The sequence below is a fragment of the Geothrix edaphica genome (genome assembly GCF_030268045.1).
In the GTDB taxonomy this organism is placed as follows: Bacteria; Acidobacteriota; Holophagae; order Holophagales; family Holophagaceae; genus Geothrix; species Geothrix edaphica.
Map to the genome: position 1 here is coordinate 612,186 of NZ_BSDC01000002.1, position 15,664 is coordinate 627,849.

At 69.3% G+C, this 15,664-nt stretch carries 14 protein-coding genes; 5 read left to right on the forward strand and 9 right to left on the reverse strand.

All coding sequences use genetic code 11. From position 1 onward, the window contains the following. The first annotated feature begins 20 nt into the window (after positions 1–20). Entirely contained in the window at positions 21–209 is a 189-nt protein-coding gene (locus QSJ30_RS10615) for a DNA gyrase inhibitor YacG (protein ID WP_285609021.1), read from the forward strand. A 7-nt stretch (positions 210–216) separates the two neighbouring features. Here QSJ30_RS10615 and QSJ30_RS10620 read toward each other — a convergent pair whose 3' ends face one another. The 6 genes from QSJ30_RS10620 to QSJ30_RS10645 form a co-directional block, all read right to left on the reverse strand. Further along, positions 217–1,179 carry a hydroxymethylglutaryl-CoA lyase gene (locus tag QSJ30_RS10620; protein ID WP_285609023.1) on the reverse strand — a complete coding sequence of 321 codons (963 nt, stop codon included), beginning with the start codon at positions 1,177–1,179 and terminating at the stop codon, positions 217–219. Between the two features lie 8 nt (positions 1,180–1,187). Continuing rightward, the gene (locus QSJ30_RS10625; protein ID WP_285609025.1) at positions 1,188–2,381 is read right to left on the reverse strand and encodes a CaiB/BaiF CoA transferase family protein; all 1,194 of its coding nucleotides are present in this window, start codon (positions 2,379–2,381) and stop codon (positions 1,188–1,190) included. Positions 2,382–2,406: 25 nt separating this feature from the next. Continuing rightward, positions 2,407–2,994 carry a chromate transporter gene (locus QSJ30_RS10630; protein ID WP_285609026.1) on the reverse strand — a complete coding sequence of 196 codons (588 nt, stop codon included), beginning with the start codon at positions 2,992–2,994 and terminating at the stop codon, positions 2,407–2,409. After that, positions 2,991–3,572, reverse strand: a complete 582-nt coding sequence (locus tag QSJ30_RS10635; protein ID WP_285609028.1) for a chromate transporter — start codon at positions 3,570–3,572, stop codon at positions 2,991–2,993. The genes QSJ30_RS10630 and QSJ30_RS10635 overlap by 4 nt, the downstream gene beginning before the upstream one ends. Positions 3,573–3,643: 71 nt before the next feature. Further along, positions 3,644–5,398, reverse strand: coding sequence for an anion permease (locus tag QSJ30_RS10640; RefSeq protein WP_285609030.1), 1,755 nt, complete (start codon positions 5,396–5,398; stop codon positions 3,644–3,646). A gap of 11 nt (positions 5,399–5,409) precedes the next feature. Continuing rightward, a complete protein-coding gene (locus tag QSJ30_RS10645; protein ID WP_285609032.1) occupies positions 5,410–6,687 on the reverse strand; it encodes a porin in 1,278 nt (425 codons plus the stop codon). Between the two features lie 232 nt (positions 6,688–6,919). Between QSJ30_RS10645 and QSJ30_RS10650 the strand changes: the two genes are divergently transcribed. From QSJ30_RS10650 to QSJ30_RS10660, 3 genes are read left to right on the forward strand one after another with little or no spacing between them, the layout of a single operon-like run. Continuing rightward, positions 6,920–7,837 carry an ABC transporter substrate-binding protein gene (locus QSJ30_RS10650; RefSeq protein WP_285609034.1) on the forward strand — a complete coding sequence of 306 codons (918 nt, stop codon included), beginning with the start codon at positions 6,920–6,922 and terminating at the stop codon, positions 7,835–7,837. Between the two features lie 22 nt (positions 7,838–7,859). Continuing rightward, complete coding sequence (locus QSJ30_RS10655) at positions 7,860–8,534, forward strand: response regulator (RefSeq protein WP_285609037.1); 675 nt, start codon at positions 7,860–7,862, stop codon at positions 8,532–8,534. Continuing rightward, positions 8,524–9,921, forward strand: coding sequence for a sensor histidine kinase (locus QSJ30_RS10660; RefSeq protein WP_285609039.1), 1,398 nt, complete (start codon positions 8,524–8,526; stop codon positions 9,919–9,921). The genes QSJ30_RS10655 and QSJ30_RS10660 overlap by 11 nt, the downstream gene beginning before the upstream one ends. Before the next feature lie 16 nt (positions 9,922–9,937). On the opposite strand, the gene QSJ30_RS10665 is transcribed toward QSJ30_RS10660, so the two are convergent. Beyond that, a complete protein-coding gene (locus tag QSJ30_RS10665; RefSeq protein ID WP_285609041.1) occupies positions 9,938–10,888 on the reverse strand; it encodes a glycosyltransferase in 951 nt (316 codons plus the stop codon). Between the two features lie 321 nt (positions 10,889–11,209). On the opposite strand from QSJ30_RS10665, the gene QSJ30_RS10670 reads away from it, so the two are divergent. Beyond that, complete coding sequence (locus QSJ30_RS10670; protein ID WP_285609042.1) at positions 11,210–11,929, forward strand: response regulator transcription factor; 720 nt, start codon at positions 11,210–11,212, stop codon at positions 11,927–11,929. 48 nt (positions 11,930–11,977) lie between these two features. Here the strand turns inward: QSJ30_RS10670 and QSJ30_RS10675 are convergent, their stop codons facing one another. Together QSJ30_RS10675 and QSJ30_RS10680 are read right to left on the reverse strand one after the other, a co-directional pair. Then, positions 11,978–13,117 carry a hypothetical protein gene (locus QSJ30_RS10675; protein ID WP_285609044.1) on the reverse strand — a complete coding sequence of 380 codons (1,140 nt, stop codon included), beginning with the start codon at positions 13,115–13,117 and terminating at the stop codon, positions 11,978–11,980. 57 nt (positions 13,118–13,174) lie between these two features. Then, the gene (locus tag QSJ30_RS10680) at positions 13,175–15,577 is read right to left on the reverse strand and encodes a response regulator (RefSeq protein WP_285609046.1); all 2,403 of its coding nucleotides are present in this window, start codon (positions 15,575–15,577) and stop codon (positions 13,175–13,177) included. Positions 15,578–15,664: the final 87 nt, after the last annotated feature.

Here is a 15,664-nt window from a genome sequence, read left to right on the forward strand (position 1 = left end):
AAATGGATATGCTGACAGCCATGACGCTTCGCCCCTGCCCCACCTGCCGCACCCCCACCTCCTGGGAGGGCAACCCCTTCAAGCCCTTCTGCTCGGAGCGCTGCCAGCTCCGGGATCTGGGGGCTTGGGCCAGCGAAAGCTACCGCATCCCGGAAAAGCCGCAGGAGGAGGACGGCGAGGGCTGGAGCGGCGAGGGCGAAGAGGGCTGATGCGGCCTCAGGCCTCAGCCCGGGCCCTGATGGCCTCCAGGCTGGCGGGCACCGGATGCAGGTCCTGGCTGCGCCCTGCATGCAGCACCTGACCCGGGACGTCATGGCCCACCAGCTCGGGCAGGCCCCGGGCGGCGGCCAGGAGTCGCGGCAGGTCCACGGCCACCGGAACCCCCATGGCCTGGAACAGGTGGACTAGGTCCTCAGTGCAGACGTTCCCGGTGGCGCCCGGCGCGTAGGGGCAGCCCCCCAGGCCGCCCAGGGAGGCATCGAAGCGGACGACCCCGGCTTCCACCGCCGCCAGGGCGTTCGACAGGCCCAGGCCCCGGGTGTTGTGGAGGTGGGCCGTGAGCTCGGCCTCCGGGAACCGCGCCCGGAAGGCCCCGCAGAGGGAGGCCACCTGGCCCGGATGGGCCATGCCCGTGGTGTCGCAAAGGGTGATGCCGCCCACGCCCCGGGCCAGGAACCGCTCCGCGAGGCCCAGCACCGTGGCCTCGGGGACCGCGCCTTCCATGGGGCAACCGAAGGAGGTGGAGATCGACACGTTCAGGGCCGCGCCGGTTCCCCGCGCCAGGTCCACCACCTTCAGCAGCCGCGCCACGGACTGCTCCCGGGTCATGCGGAGGTTGAGCAGGTTGTGGGTCTCGCTGGCGGACATCACCAGGTTCAGCTCGTCCGTGTTCGCGGCGAGGGCCCGCTCGGCGCCCCGGAGGTTCGGCACCAGGGCCGTGTAGACCACGCCGGGGACGCGCCGGATCCCGCGCATGACCTCGTCGGCGTCGGCCAGGGCGGGGATGGCCTTGGGCGAGGTGAAGGAGGTGACCTCGATCTTGGCCAGGCCGCAGAGGCTCAGGGCATCGATCAGATCGATCTTGTCGGCCGTGGGGATAAAGCAGTCCTCGATCTGGAACCCGTCGCGGGGGCCCACTTCCTGGATGAGGATGGGATGAGAGGAGCGGTGCTCGAACATGGGACTCCTCAGATCACGCCCTTGGCGCGCAGTTCCGTCATGGCCGCCTCGGACACGCCCGCCCGGCGCAGCACGGCTTCCGTATCCGCCCCCAGGGCCGGCGCGGGGCGCTCCACCTGGCCCGGCGTGAGGCTCAGCTTGGGCACGATGCCCGGGACCTCGATGGCCTGGCCGTCGGGCAGGCGGGCCTGGAGGATCATGTCGCGGGCCCGGAAGTGGGGATCCTCGGCGATGTCCCGGGCGTTGTAGATGCGTCCCGCGGGCACTCGGGCCTCGTCCAGGGCCGCAAGCACCTCGTCCAGGGACCGCGTGGCCGACCAGGCGCCGATGGCCGCATCCAGCTCCGCGGCGCGGGCGGCGCGGCCGTCGTTGCCCGCCAGCCCAGAATCCTCGGCCAGGTCCTCCCGGCCGATGCAGACCATGAGGCGCTTGAAGATGCCGTCGCCGTTGCCCGCGATGAGGGCGTAGCCACCGTCCGCGCAGCGGTAGGCATTGGTGGGCGCGATGCCCGGCAGGGCGCTGCCCGAGGGCTCGCGCACCACGCCGAAGGCGCTGTACTCGGGCAGCAGGCTCTCCATCATGTGGAAGACGGCCTCGTAGAGGGCCACGTCGATGACCTGCCCTTCGCCACCATTCACCTTCCGGTGGTAGAGGGCCAGCAGCACGCCGAGGGCCCCGTGCAGGCCCGCCAGGGAGTCGCCGATGGACACGCCCACCCGCACGGGTGTGCGCCCAGGTTCGGCCGTGAGGTGGCGCAGGCCGCCCATGGCCTCGCCGATGACGCCGAAGCCCGGGCGGTCCCGGTAGGGCCCCGTCTGGCCGTAGCCGGAGATCCGCAGCATCACCAGGCCGGGGTTGAGGGCGTGCAGGTCCTCCCACCCCAGGCCCCAGCCTTCGAGGGTGCCCGGCCGGAAGTTCTCGATGAGGACGTCCGCCTCCTTCGCCAGGTCCCGGGCGATCGCCTGGGCCTCGGGCTTCCGCAGGTCCAGCTCCACGGACTGCTTGTTGCGCGACTGCACCTGCCACCAGACGGAGGTGCCGTCCTTCAGCAGGCGCCACTTGCGCAGGGGATCGCCCGCGCCCGGCGGCTCGATCTTGATGACCTCCGCCCCGAACTCGCCGAGGATCTTGGCCGCGAAGGGCCCCGCGATGAGCTGGCCCAGTTCGAGGACGCGGAGGCCGCTGAGGACGGAGGGCTGCATGGAGGGCTCGCGAGAGGGGCGGGGTCTAGACCGCGCCGAGGATGCCGAGGAGCGCGCCGGCCGCCAGGAGCCAGAGCACGTGGAGCCGCGTGCGCCAGACCAGCAGGGCCGTGGCGGTGGTCAGCAGCCAGAGGGGCCAGGCCGGGCCGGCATCGTGGGCCGTGCGGGCCAGGATCCAGCCGGTGGCCAGCATGAGGCCGATGACGACGGGGGCCATGCCCTGCTTGAAGGCCCGCACCGCGCGGAGGTGCCGGTTCCGGTGTCCCCACTGGGAGGCCAGGTGCGTGACGATGGTGCTGGGCAGCAGGATACCGGTCAGGGCGAGGGCCACCCCGGCCAGCGCCAGCAGCGGCCCGCCGGAGTTCATGCCCAGGTTCCAGCCCAGGAGGGCCACGAAGAGGATGTTCGGGCCCGGCGCCGCCTGCGCGAGCGTGATGGAGCTGCTGAACTGGGTCTCGCTGAGCCACCGCTGCTGGAGCACCAGGTAGCGGTGCATCTCCGGCGCCGTGGTGAGGGCGCCGCCCACGGACAGCAGCGACAGCAGGAGGAAGTGGCCGAAGAGCTGCAGCCAGTCCCAGCCGTGCAGAGGGAAGGCTCCCGGGGCGGCCGTCACGGGTTCAGCCTCGCGTAGGTGGCCAGGCAGGCCACGCTGCCGAGCCCCAGCAGGACGAAGGGCATGGGCCAGTGCAGCAGCACCACCCCGCCGAAAGCGGCCACGGCCAGGGCCCCGCAGGCGAGGGCGCCGAGAGGGTGGCCCTTCAGGCCCCCGGAGAGGCGGAGGCCCGCGGCCATGATCAGGCCCGCGGCCACGGCGCCCATCCCGCGCAGGGCCCGAACCACGGCGGGATGCTGGCCCAGCCGGCCGTAGGCCACGGCCAGCAGCAGGACCAGCAGCAGCGGCAGCGCGAGCATGCCGGCCATGGCGGCCAGAGCGCCCCGCCAGCCGAAGCGCCGGCCGCCGATGACCAGCGAGAGGTTCATGACGTTGGGGCCGGGCATGATCTGGGCCACGGCCCATTCCTCGACGAAGGCGGCCTGGGTGAGCCACCGCTTCCGCTCGACCAGCTCCCGGTGCGCCACGGCCATGACGCCGCCGAAGCCCTGCACGGCCAGCCAGGTGAAGGTGAGGAAGAGCTCCGTCAGGGACCGGGGCCCTGGTTGATCCTCGAGAAGGGTCTCGCGCTCAGTCATGGTCATCCACGGGAAACAGGAAGGGCAAAGGGGGACCTACGCCCGGCAGGTCCCCCTCGCTGACTGCGAACCTACCAGAGGTGCAGCACCTTCCACCAGGCGCCGCCCACGACCACCCAGATGAGGATGTTCACGACGCTGACCATGAAGCCCAGGCGCCACCAGGTGCCGATGGGCACGTAGCCCAGGCCGAACATGGCCGGGGCGGGGCCCGTCCCGTAGTGGGTCATGCTGGCGTGCAGGTTGGAGAAGAAGCAGAGCACCAGCGCGGCGAGCATGGGTGGCGCCCCGAGGGTGATGGACACGCCCAGGAAGGCCGCATACATGGCGCCGGCGTGGGCCGTCATGCTGGCGAAGAAGTAGTGGGCATAGAAGTAGGTCACGGCCAGGACCAGGAAGCCGAAATGCCAGCCGTGGCCTGCCATGGAGGCGCCCACCACCTTGCTGAACCAGGGGATCATGCCCAGCTTGTTGAGGAAGCCCGCCATCATGATCAGGCCGCCGGTCCAGATGAGCACGTCCCAGGCATTGTGCTCCTCCAGGACATCCTTCCAGGTCAGCACGCCCGTGAGCAGTAGCAGGGCCAGGCCCAGCAGCGCCGCGGTGGTGCCGTCGATGCCGAAGGCCTTCTCGCCGATGACCCAGAGCACCAGCACGAAGCTGAACACGGCGACCATCAGCCATTCGGACATGGAGGGGCGCCCCATCTCCTTCAGCTTGGCCGTGGCCATCTCCACCGCCTCGGGCGTCTCGGTGATCTCGGGCTTGTAGAGCTTGTAGAAGAAATAGGGGATCACCAGCAGGCCCACGAGGCCGGGCACGATGGCGGCCACGAACCAGCTGTTCCAGGTGATGGTGATGCCGAAGTCCGCGGCGAACTTCTGGGTCATGGGGTTGGCGGCCATGGCCGTGAGGAACATGGCGCTGACGATGAGGTCCAGGTTGAAGCAGGTCATGGTGAGGTACGCGCCGATCTTGCGGGCGGTGCCGTCCTCGGGGTTGCTGCCGTAGGCCCGGGCCAGGGAACGCATGATGGGCATGATGATGCCGGCCGTGCGGGCGGTGTTGCTGGGCACCACCGGCGCCAGCACGAACTCGGTGGCGGCGAAGCCGTAGGCCAGGCCGAGGGTGCGCTTGCCCAGCAGGCGCATGAAGAAGTAGGCGATGCGGGTGCCGAGGCCCGTCTTGATGAAGCCTCGGGCGAACATGAAGGCCACGATGATGAGCCAGAGGGTCTTTTCCGCGAAGCCGCTGAGGCTGTCGCCGATGGGCAGGGTGCCCGTGATGGCCGTGAGGCCCACGCCGATCATGGCCACGGCGCCCATGGGCAGGGGCCGGAGGATGATGCCCAGGATGGTGGCCACGAAGATGGCGAAGAGGTGCAGCCCGCGGATCCAGTCCGCCTGGCGGACCTTCTCGGCCTCGGCTTTCGCCTTAGCGTCCGCCTCCGCCTTCACCTTGGCCTCGGCGTCCGCCTTGGCCTTGGCGGCGGCCTCGAACTTGACCTTGGCCTCGGCCTCGATGCGCTGGACTTCGAGCTCCTTCGCGCTCGGCTTCTTGGCGGAAGCCGCAGCTTTGGGTTCAGCGGCCTTGGCCTCCGCGGGCTTGGGCTTGTCGGCGGGCTTGGCCACCTTCTCGCCGGGCTTCGCGGCCTTGTCGCCGGGTTTGGCCTTGGCGGCGGCCGTGCCCGCGAAGAGCTTGGCGTCGGGCACCGGCGCGACGCGCGGCAGGATGAAGTAGAGGAGACAGCCGACGGCTAGGGTGACCAGGAGCTGCATGGGCTTGGCGCCCTGCCAGCCGCGGCCCTTGGGATCTGGGTTCGACATGTTGCTGCCCCCTAAAGCGCAGAGATCCGCAAGCCGAGGCCGTACTCGGCCTGGCCCTGGCGGGTGTTGATGTAGTAGGCGTCCTTCAGCTTCAGGTAGTCGTAGACGGCGTAGGCCTCGATCTTCTTGCTGAGGTGGCGCCGCACCGCGCCGTAGATGGAGTCCTTGCCGCCTGTGGTGTAGAAGGCGGCGTTGGCGCCATTGGTGAAGGCATTGGGGATGCCGCCCGTGGCAGTGGCCATGCCTGCGTTCTCGACCCTGATGGACTGGAGACCGGCGTACAGGGTCCACTTCGGGTTCAGCTTGTACGAACCGGACAGGGTGTAGGCGTTGTCGGAGCGGTCCGGGTGGCCCGGGCCCTGCTCGGCGGTGTAGTGGAAGTAGCCCGCATTGATCTTCAGCGCGGGAGTCAGGTTGACGTTGCCCCCGAAGGACATGGACTTCTGGGTGTAGCCGGTGGGGGCCGTGGCGAAGGTGGCGCTGGTGGCCGTGCTGCCGGCGTTGTTGGCTTCGGTGTAGAAGCCGGACACGTGCCAGGTGCGGGCGTTCCAGCCCAGGGCGAACGAGGCGGTGGAGTTGCGGACCGAGGTATTGGGTTCGTAGTTCATGTCGAAGGCCGCGCCGAGGCAAAGGCCCTCCCCGTTCGCCTTCTTCCACACGATGCCCTTGTCCATGCGGGTCTGGGCGGGGCCGCCGTTGACAGGGCTGACGCTGACGCCACCGGCGTAGTAGACCAGGGACTTGAAGTTGGAGTTGTTGGTCCAGCCGCCCTCGTCGTAGTTCACTTCGGCGTGGTTGAAGGGATCGCAGTAGATCACGGCGAAGTCCCGGGCCAGGGTGTTCTGGCGCCCGATGGTGATCTTGCCGAAGGACTTGCCGCTGATGCCGATCCAGGCGTCGCGGTTGAACAGGGTGTTGCTCTTGCCCTGCTCGCCGTCGAAGAGGAAGTACTCGCTCTCCAGCTTGTAGATGATATCCAGCCCATCGATGTTGGTCTTGAGCAGGCCCTTCAGGCCCCAGCGGCTCCCGCTGAAGAAGGGCTCGCCGATGTCCACCTTGGTCCGGCCATCGGCGGTGGCGTTGGACTTGCCCACCACGGTCAGGTCGATCAGCACGTAGGGAGTCAGGCCCTCGGGGAAGGCCAGGGGGGCGCTCTCGGCCTTGGGGCCGGCCTTCTTCTCCAGTTCGGCGAGACGCGCGTTCTGCCGGGCGAGCTCGGCCTGGACGTCGACCTCCTGGGCCGGGAGGAGGGTGGCCGCGATCAGGCAGGCCAGGGTGCGGAGGTGCATGGAGACTCCTTGGTGTGAGGGATGGGTACAGCGGGATCGAGAGGGATGGGCAGCCGGAGGCCGCCTCCCGGGAGAGGGATCGGGGCGAAGCGGGATGGTTCACTGGAAATCTAGGAGCCCAACCTTTCAGCCAGCTTTCAGCGGCTCCTGATGTGCGTACGGTCACGCGGGGCCTCCGGACCGCCCCGGTGCGATCATCCTGGAAGACCCACGAACCCGGTCCGGAGCCGCCATGACGCGCCCATCCAGATCCCTCGCCCTTGCCGCTGTCCTGCTGGCGGCAGCCGCCTGGCCAGGGCGCGCCGCCGAGCGCATCGTCCTGATGGTGGGCGGCATCGAGAAGATCATCTATCTGCCCGTGAAGCTGGCCCAGCAGCTGGGCGGGGCCCAGGGCGTGGTCGGGTTCTACGACCACACCGTCTACATGCAGACCCAGGGCAAGGCCGTGGTGTCGGTGGTCCAGTTCTCGCAGGCCCCGGGCGAAGTGGAGCTGGTGTCTGCCCGGCTGCCCAAGGTGCGCACCATGGCGGACCTCGGCGGCCAGACCCTCGGCGTCACCGGACTCGGCTCGTCCACCCAGTTCCTCTCCCGCTACCTCACCCTGTCGGCGGGGCTGCGGCTGAACCAGGTGACCTTCAAGCCCGTGGGCACGGGTGATTCGTTCATCGAAGCGATGTCCAGTGGCGCCATCGGCGCCGGCATGACGACCGAGCCCACCGCATCGCGGCTGCTCGCCAGCGGCAAGGCGCGGGTGCTGGTGGACCTGCGCACCCCGGAAGACACAGCCAGGGCGCTGGGCGGCCCCTATCCGGCCTCCTGCCTCTACATGCAGACGGCCTGGGTGAACCGCCACAAGCCCGAAGTTCAGAAGCTCGTCAATGCGCTGGTGAAGGCCCTCCGCTACATCCAGGGCCACACGGCGGCCGAGATCGCCGCCCATGTCCCCGCCGACTACTACGGACAGGACAAGGCCATCTACATCAGGGCCCTGGCGCGCAGCAAACCCATCTTCATCCCCGACGGACGGATGCCCGCCAACGGCCCCGCCAACGTCCTTCGCATCCTGACCCACACGGAGCGTTCCCTCCAGGGGAAGGCCGTGGATCTCACCAGCACCTATACCCTGGAATTCGTGAACGCCGTCAAGTGACCCTCCCTGGAATCCGCCGCCCATGAAACTTCTGCTGGTCGAGGACAACCGCGCCCTCTCCGAGTGGCTGGCCCGGACCCTGAGGGCGGACAAGTACACGGTGGAGTGCGCCCAGGACGGCCTGGAGGCGGATGGCCTCCTCCGCACGGAGGTCTACGACCTGGTGATCCTGGACCTCGCCCTCCCGGGGCTGGATGGCCGGGAGATTCTCAAGCGCCTCCGGAGCCGGCGCAATGCCGTGCCGGTGCTGATCCTCACGGCCTTCGACGCCACCCGGGACCGGGTGGAGGGCCTCGATTTCGGCGCCGACGACTACATGGTCAAGCCCTTCGAGGTGCACGAGCTGGAGGCCCGCATCCGGGCCCTGCTCCGGCGCGTCAACCAGCAGAAGAACCCGGTGTTCGCCTGCGGCTCCCTGGTCTACGACAGCAACCGCCGCGAGTTCACCCTGGCGGGCGCGCCCCTGGCCCTGACGCCCCGGGAGCACGCCGTGCTGGAGGGGCTGATGATGAAGGCCGGCCGGACGGTGAGCAAGAAGGCCCTGGCCGAGAGCCTGTACTCCCTGGACCAGGACGTGAACCCGGACGCCATCGAGATCTACGTCCACCGGCTCCGCAGGAAGCTCGAGCCGGGCGATGCGGTGATCGTGACGCTCCGGGGCCTCGGCTACCTCCTGAAGCCGCGCCATGAGGTCTGACCGCGCTCTCAGCCTCCGGGCCCGCCTGCTGCTGTGGCTGCTGGTGCCCCTGGGTGGCCTGGCCCTCATGAACCTCGCCCTGGCCCGGCGGGAGGCGCGGCGGACGGCCGACATGGTGCAGGACCGCCTGCTGCTGGGTTCGGCCCGCATCATCGCCCAGCAGATCCGGTTCGAGGACGGCCTGCTGGACGTGGCCATCCCGCCCGCGGCCCTGGAGCTCTTCCAGTCCGGGGCCCAGGACCGCGTGTACTACCGCATCGCCTCGCCCCAGGGCGTGCTCCTCTCGGGCTACGCGGAGCTGCCCTCCCCGGCGGAAGCGCCCCGACCGGAGGAGTCGGTGTACTTTCAGACCGAAGTCCGCGGCGAGCCCGTCCGGGTGGTGGCCTACGCGCAACCCGTCTTCGCGGCTCCGGCGGAGGGCCCGGTGATCATCGAGGTGGCCCAGACCCTCCAGGACCACGACCAGCTGGCCCGCAAGCTCTGGACCACCACCCTGCGGCAGGACCTGTGGACCCTGGCCCTTGCCGGCCTCCTGATCTGGTTCGCCCTGCGGCGGGGCCTGAAGGACATCCTCCGGCTCCGGGATGAAGTCGGGCGGCGTACGCCCGGGTCCCTCGAGCCGCTGCGGTCCGGCCCCATGCCTCAGGAGCTCCAGCCCCTGGTGGGGGCCCTCAATGGCTACATCCAGCGCCTGGACGCCCAGATGGCCGTCCGCAGTCGCTTCATCGCCAACGCCTCCCACCAGCTCCGTACCCCCTTCGCCGTGCTCCAGACCCAGGCCAGCCATGGCCTGCGCAGCGCCGATCCGGCCCTCAAGGACGAAGTCCTGGAGGCCATGTCCGGCAGCGTCCGTCAGGGGACCCGCCTGGTGAACCAGCTGCTCGCCCTGTCCCGGGCCGAGGCTGGGACCTTGGCCCACCGGCCCGGCGAGCGGGTGGACCTGGCGGACCTCGCCCAGCGGGTGCTCGAGGAGCAGGCGACCCTGGCCCAGTCCCGGAACATCGACCTGGGCTTCGACCGCCCCGAGGGACGCCTGGATCTGGCCGCCCCGTCCGCCATGCTCCACGAGCTGGTGGCCAACCTCGTGGACAACGCCCTCCGCTACACCCCTCCTGGCGGGCGGGTCACCCTCGCACTCCGGAGGGCGGATGGGGCCCCGGTCCTGGCCATCGAGGACAACGGGCCCGGCATCCCCCCCGCCGATCGGGTCCGGGTGTTCGAGCGGTTCTGCCGGCTCGGCAACGACGACACGCCCGGGTGCGGCCTGGGGCTGTCCATCGTCCAGGAGGTGGCCCGCGCCCTGGGCGCCGAGGTCCGGCTGTCGGACCCCGCTTCGGGTTCCGGCCTGGTCGTCACGGTGGCATTCCCGGCCGGGCTGGCCGGGTAGGTCGGGGCCCGGGGCCCTACTTCGCCTGGTGGACCTTCTTCACCATGTACCGGGGCCGGTCGCGGACTTCCTGGTAGATGCGGCCGATGTACTCGCCCAGCAGGCCGAAGGCGATGAACTGGCAGCCCACGAAGAAGAAGAGGATGGCGAACAGCGTGAACACGCCCTGGGCCGTGCCTTCCGGGTGCAGGAAGCGGTAGACCACCAGGCCGAGGAAGAGCAGGAACCCGAAGGCCGCCGTGATGACGCCGAACACGCTGAGCATCTGCAGGGGCAGCAGGCTGAAGCTGGTGAGCAGGTCGAACTGGAGGTTGATGAGCTTCCAGAGGCCGTACTTGCTCTCGCCGGCGGCGCGTTCGGCGTGGGCCACGGGCACCTCGGTGATGCGCTTGGCGAAGCTGTTGGCCAGGGCCGGGATGAAGCTCGAGCGCTCCTTGCAGAGCAGCATGGCGTCCACCACGTCGCGGCTGTAGGCCCGCAGCATGCAGCCGTAGTCGTGGAGCCGCACCCCCGTGGTCTTGCGGGTGACCGCGTTGACGATCTTGCTGGGCATGGTGCGGAAGAAGCTGTCGTTCTCCTGGCGGCCCTGGCGCCAGCCGCCCACCACGTCGTAGCCCTCCTCCACCTTGGCCACCAGCTTGGGGATCTCCTCGGGCGGATTCTGGAGGTCCGCGTCCAGGGTGACGATGATCCGGCCCCCCACCTCGGCGAAGGCTCCGAAGATCGCGCTGTGCTGGCCGTAGTTCCGGTTGAACTCCACCACCTTCACCCGGGGCTCGGCCTTCGCGATGTCGATGAGCATGGGCAGGCTGCGGTCCCGGCTGCCGTCGTCCGTGAAGATGATCTCCCAGGGCTTGGCCGGATCCGTGAAGTGCTCTGCCATCACCCTGGAGAGGCGCCCCCACAGCGCGGGGATGTTCTCCTCCTCGTTGTAGATGGGGATGACGATGCTCAGGTAGGGGTCCATGGGCGCTCCAACCCCTCATTCTAGTAGGATCCGAGACGTCGCAATCAAACCCGACGGTGCCGCGATGAAGCCAGGTGGGATGCGCCGGAAGGAGGGGCCCGCAGGGCAACGTGGTTCGTTGTTCAAGGGCCCTGACGACGCGGAGCGCCCACCTGGCTTCATCCCATCGGGCGAGGGGTGGCGGGCGTCGCGGGGCTGCGTCACGCTCGCTGCGCGTAGTACCTGCTACGCTTTCACTCGCGTTCCTCGCCTCGCTCGCCCGGCACCCCTCGCGCGGCGCCGTGGGGTTTGGTTGCGACGTCGTTGTTGCTGGAGTTTCCCATGCCCGAGCCCAAGATCCTGCTGGTGGAAGATGAGCTGAGCCTCGCCGAGGGCATCAAGCTGAACCTGGAGATGGAGGGCCTCTCCTGCACCTGGATCCCCCGGGGCGACCAGGCCCTGAGGCAGATCCTGGCGGAGAACTACGACCTGGTGATCCTGGACGTGATGCTGCCGGGCATGGACGGCTTCACCATCTGCGAGAAGGTGCGCGAGGCCAAGAACTTCACTCCGGTTCTCTTCCTCACGGCCAAGAACACCGATGACGACCGCGTGCACGGCTTCGAGACCGGCGCCGACGACTACCTGGGCAAGCCCTTCCAGGTGAAGGAGCTCCTGCTGCGGGTGCGGGCCATCCTCCGCCGCGAGGCCTGGTACAAGAGCCGGGAGATGAGCAGCCGCCAGGCCTTCGGCCCGCACTGGGTGGACTTCGACAACTACTGCGGCGAGGGCCCCAACGGCCCCTTCCAGCTGGGCATGAAAGAGTGCATGATCCTCCGCCTGCTCATGGAGCGGCCCGGCCAGGTGGTGAGCCGCACGGACATTCTGGACAAGGTCTGGGGCGAGGACGCCTACCCCACCAGCCGCACCGTGGACAACTTCATCGTCCGCATCCGGCGCGTGATGGAGCAGGACGCGCATCACCCCCGCTGGGTCCACACCATCCGGAGCGTGGGCTACCAGTTCGACCCGGAAGGCAAGCAGCGGAAGGGCGAGGAATAGAGAAACGGGGCGCGACGCGCCCCGTTTCTCTTGGAAGAAGATCAGAAGTTATTTGGTGTCGAACTCGCGGCTGCGGGCCAGCTTCTCGAAGGCGGCCATCTGCGTGGCGAGGTCCGCGGCGGGGGCGCCCTGCTTGACGTCGGCCAGGATCTGGCGCTTCTCGTCGCCCTTGCTGAACTTGCTCTCGGCCAGCACGGGCTCGAGGGTCGGCAGGAGGGTCAGCTCACCCGCCGGACCCTCGGGGGCCTTGGAGGTGGCGATGGCGTCGGCATGGGCCAGGAGGGCGGGGCCGGGCGTGGCGCCCAGGCGGCGCAGGTCCAGCCAGCCGAAGCCGGGATCCCGCAGCAGGTCGAGGTCCTCGTTCTCCAGCCAGATCAGCAGGGCGTTCAGGGCCTTGGTCTGCGCGGGGTCGGGCACGCTGCGCAGCTTCTTCTCGCCTTTGACGTCCACCTCCTGGCGGGTGTTGTCGATCCAGGTCTGGGCCCGCTTCACCCACAGGGCCGTGATGGCCTTCTGGTTGGCGAAGCCCTCGGGCGCCTTGGGGCCCTTGGCGGCCTTGGCCTTCTTGCCCTGGGCGGGCGCTTCGGGGGCGGCCCAGGTGGGCGCCGTGGCATCGACCTTGGCGTCGAAGAGCAGGCCCTTGAGCTTGGCGAGGCGGGACTCCAGGCCCTTGGCGTCGGCTTTGGCGGCGGCGCGCGCGGCCAGTAGCAGATCCTTCCAGGTGGACTCGAGGAGGAGCTTCTTCCCATCGGCATCGTAGAGCCCGTGCTGGGCGCGGACCTTGGCCAGGTACGCCTCGACGGCGGGGATGGCGGCGGAGGCCTTCTCCGGGAGGATGGCCTTCACGGCCACGAGGGCGCCGAGGGCGTCGCGCACCTCCACAGCCTTGGGGTGGCTCCGGTAGTAGCCCAGCTCATGGGCGGAGAGGGCCGCCCGCTGCAGGGTGTAGGCGAGCTTGCGCTGGCTGGGCCGGAGCTGCTCGAAGGCCTTCGGCTCCGGCTGCAGGCCGGGCTTCGGTATGACCGCCACAACCTCGGCCTTCATCTCCGCGGGCTTGGGCTCGGGCGGCGGCGCCTGGGGCGGAACCTGGGCCGGCTCGGGGGCCGGGGCAGGCGGGGGAACGGGAGGGGGCGTCTGGGCCAGGAGGCCCGAACCCACGATGACTGCCAAAACCCAGCGGCGCTGCATAGGAGGCTCCTCGTTGAGGGTGCGATGAGAGGCCCCAGTATGACTCAGGGGGGACTGTCACGCCTCGATCGGAGTCTCTAGGAGTTGTTCCAGGCTTTGTTTCAGTTGTTTTAGATCGAAAGGCTTACCCAGGTAGGGCACCTGGTTCGCCGCCAGGAAGTCCCGGGTCTTCACGTCGAAGGAGTCGCCCGTGGTGTAGAGGATCCGCTGGGTCATGGCGGGACGCTGGGCGCGCAGCCACTCGAAGAGGTCCACGCCGGACAGGCCCGGCATGCGGATGTCCGAGACGATCAGGTCGAAGGCCCCCGCCTCGAGGTGCTGGATGGCCTCCGCCCCCTGGCTGGCCGGGGTGACCTCCAGGCCCCAGACCTGGAGGGCGTCCACCAGACACTCCAGCAGGAAGGCCTCGTCATCCACCACCAGGGCCCGGCGGCCCTGGAGCCCGGTGGCCGCGGCGGCGGAAACCTCAGGGCCTTCCGGCGGGAGGGGCAGGGGCAGCTCCATGAGGAAGGCGTTCCCCAGGCCCTCCTGGCTCCGCACCGTGAGCCGCCCGCCGTGCTGGCGGGCGATGACGCTGGCCACCGGCAGGCCCAGGGCCTCCGGCGTGGAGGCGGAGGCGGGGTCGAACAGGTCCGCCAGCCCGGCTTCCGGGAGCGGGGCCCCCGAATCCTGGACCACCACCTGGACCTGACCATCCACCGCCCGGGTGGCGACCCGCAGCCGCTTCATGGGGCTGGTGGCCATGGCCTGGATCCCGTTCAGCAGCAGGTTCGTCAGGGCTTGGCGCAGCAGGCAGGGATCGAAGGCCGCCTCGGGGAGGGCGGGGTCCAGGTTCAGGTCGAGGGAGATCCCCGCACGCCGGGCCTTCAGCTCCACCAGCGCCACGGCCTCCTGGATCACCTGGTTCAGCTGGGTGGGGATGCGCGAGGGCTTGGGCGGGTTCAGCACGGTCTGGAGGGGATCCAGCAGGCTCTGCACCGAGTCCACCGCCTTCACCAGGCGGGCCGCCTGCTCGGCCTGATAGGGGTCCAGGGCGGACTCGGCGATGAGCCGGGCCTCCAGCAGCACGGGCGTGAGCCGGTTGGAGGCCTCGTGGAAGAGGGCCGGCACCAGGCGTCCCAGGGCCTCGTGCTTCTGGGAGTGGACCAGCCGCTCCTCCAGGGCCTGGGTCTGGCTGGTGTCGCGAACCAGGGCGGACAGGGCGATCACGCGGTCGTCGGCGCCCCGCACCGGGGCATAGGTGATGCTGGCGGGGAAGGCCTCGCCCCCCTTGCGGATGCGGGTCGTGTCGGGATCGCGGACCACCTGCCCGCGGCCGACCTGGTGGGCGATCTGGTCCAGCTCGCCCACCAGGTGGCCGGGGGCCAGCTGGGAGACGCTGCGTCCGACGATCTCGGGTCGCGTGTAGCCGAAGATGCGCTCTGCCGCGGCGTTCCAGGTGAGGATCTTCCCGTCGGGCGCGAAGGACACCACCGCCTCGCCCATGTTCTGGATGAGGCCCTCCAGGTATTTCCGGGTCTTCTGGTTGTCCTGGTTCGCCCGTTCCAGCTGGGCGTAGAGCTTGCCCAGCTCCTCGTTCTTCTGCTCCAGCGACTCCTTGACCTGCTTCAGCTCCGAGTAGAGCCGGGCCGTCTCCATGTTCGACTTGAGGGCGTTCTCCAGCAGCTCCTGGGGATCCGCCGCCCGGCCGGGCTGGAGGTCGTCGACGGTCACGCTGCCGTGCTTCAGCACCGTGGTGTCGGCGGCCTGGGCCGGAGCCTCGGCGGTGGGCCCGGAGGCCGCCGGGGACGGGGGAAGCTCCCGCAGGGTCGTCCGGACGTTGGACTCGATGAGGGCGAGCATCTCGTCGAAATCCTTGATCTTCTTGTCGAGGTGGTACTTCTTGAAGGTGTAGGCCACCGTCTCCCGGGTGATGGCCAGGAAGGTGTCCAGCACGCCCACCCCGCGGTTGGCCACGGACTCGAAGTACGGGACGTTGCGGAAATTCAGCCGGCGGTTCATGACGCCCACGGCCATGGCCTCGGGAAGATCCCGCTTGTTGTACTGGAGGACGAAGGGGATCTGCTTGATGTTCAAGCGGTTCGCGTTGAGGTTGTGGTACAGGTTCGACAGCGAGTCCACGTTGTCCTGCATCTTGGCCTCGTCGGAGTCCGCCACGAAGACCACGCCGTCCGCCCCGCCCAGCACCACCCGGCGGCTGGCGTCGTACTGCACCTGACCCGGCACCGTGTAGATCTGCAGGTGGATGGAGTTGCCGTAGACATAGCCCAGGTTGATGGGCAGCAGGTCGAAGAAGAGGGTGCGGTCCTCCTGGGTGTTGACGGAGAACAGCTCGCCCCGCTGCCGGTCCGAGCACATGGCGTGCAACGACTGCAGGTTGGTCGTCTTGCCCGAGAGGCCCGGCCCGTAGTAGACCAGCTTGAGCAGGATCTCGTTGGCTCGGGTATTGAACTGAACCATGGGTTCGCCAGGGAAAAAGATGGAGTCAAGCCTAGCACGGGGCTCCGGAAGACCAGCCGCTACCCGGCTCTACGGCAGGCCCCGTGC

Excerpts from the sequence above, each read along its gene's own strand:
- QSJ30_RS10650 (WP_285609034.1), top strand. The coding sequence starts at position 6,920 with ATGACGCGCCCATCCAGATCCCTCGCCCTTGCCGCTGTCCTGCTGGCG.
- QSJ30_RS10660 (WP_285609039.1), top strand. The coding sequence starts at position 8,524 with ATGAGGTCTGACCGCGCTCTCAGCCTCCGGGCCCGCCTGCTGCTGTGG.
- QSJ30_RS10640 (WP_285609030.1), bottom strand. The coding sequence starts at position 5,398 with ATGTCGAACCCAGATCCCAAGGGCCGCGGCTGGCAGGGCGCCAAGCCC.
- QSJ30_RS10665 (WP_285609041.1), bottom strand. The coding sequence starts at position 10,888 with ATGGACCCCTACCTGAGCATCGTCATCCCCATCTACAACGAGGAGGAG.
- QSJ30_RS10670 (WP_285609042.1), top strand. The coding sequence starts at position 11,210 with ATGCCCGAGCCCAAGATCCTGCTGGTGGAAGATGAGCTGAGCCTCGCC.
- QSJ30_RS10675 (WP_285609044.1), bottom strand. The coding sequence starts at position 13,117 with ATGCAGCGCCGCTGGGTTTTGGCAGTCATCGTGGGTTCGGGCCTCCTG.
- QSJ30_RS10645 (WP_285609032.1), bottom strand. The coding sequence starts at position 6,687 with ATGCACCTCCGCACCCTGGCCTGCCTGATCGCGGCCACCCTCCTCCCG.
- QSJ30_RS10635 (WP_285609028.1), bottom strand. The coding sequence starts at position 3,572 with ATGACTGAGCGCGAGACCCTTCTCGAGGATCAACCAGGGCCCCGGTCC.
- QSJ30_RS10655 (WP_285609037.1), top strand. The coding sequence starts at position 7,860 with ATGAAACTTCTGCTGGTCGAGGACAACCGCGCCCTCTCCGAGTGGCTG.
- QSJ30_RS10615 (WP_285609021.1), top strand. The coding sequence starts at position 21 with ATGACGCTTCGCCCCTGCCCCACCTGCCGCACCCCCACCTCCTGGGAG.
- QSJ30_RS10625 (WP_285609025.1), bottom strand. The coding sequence starts at position 2,381 with ATGCAGCCCTCCGTCCTCAGCGGCCTCCGCGTCCTCGAACTGGGCCAG.
- QSJ30_RS10680 (WP_285609046.1), bottom strand. The coding sequence starts at position 15,577 with ATGGTTCAGTTCAATACCCGAGCCAACGAGATCCTGCTCAAGCTGGTC.
- QSJ30_RS10620 (WP_285609023.1), bottom strand. The coding sequence starts at position 1,179 with ATGTTCGAGCACCGCTCCTCTCATCCCATCCTCATCCAGGAAGTGGGC.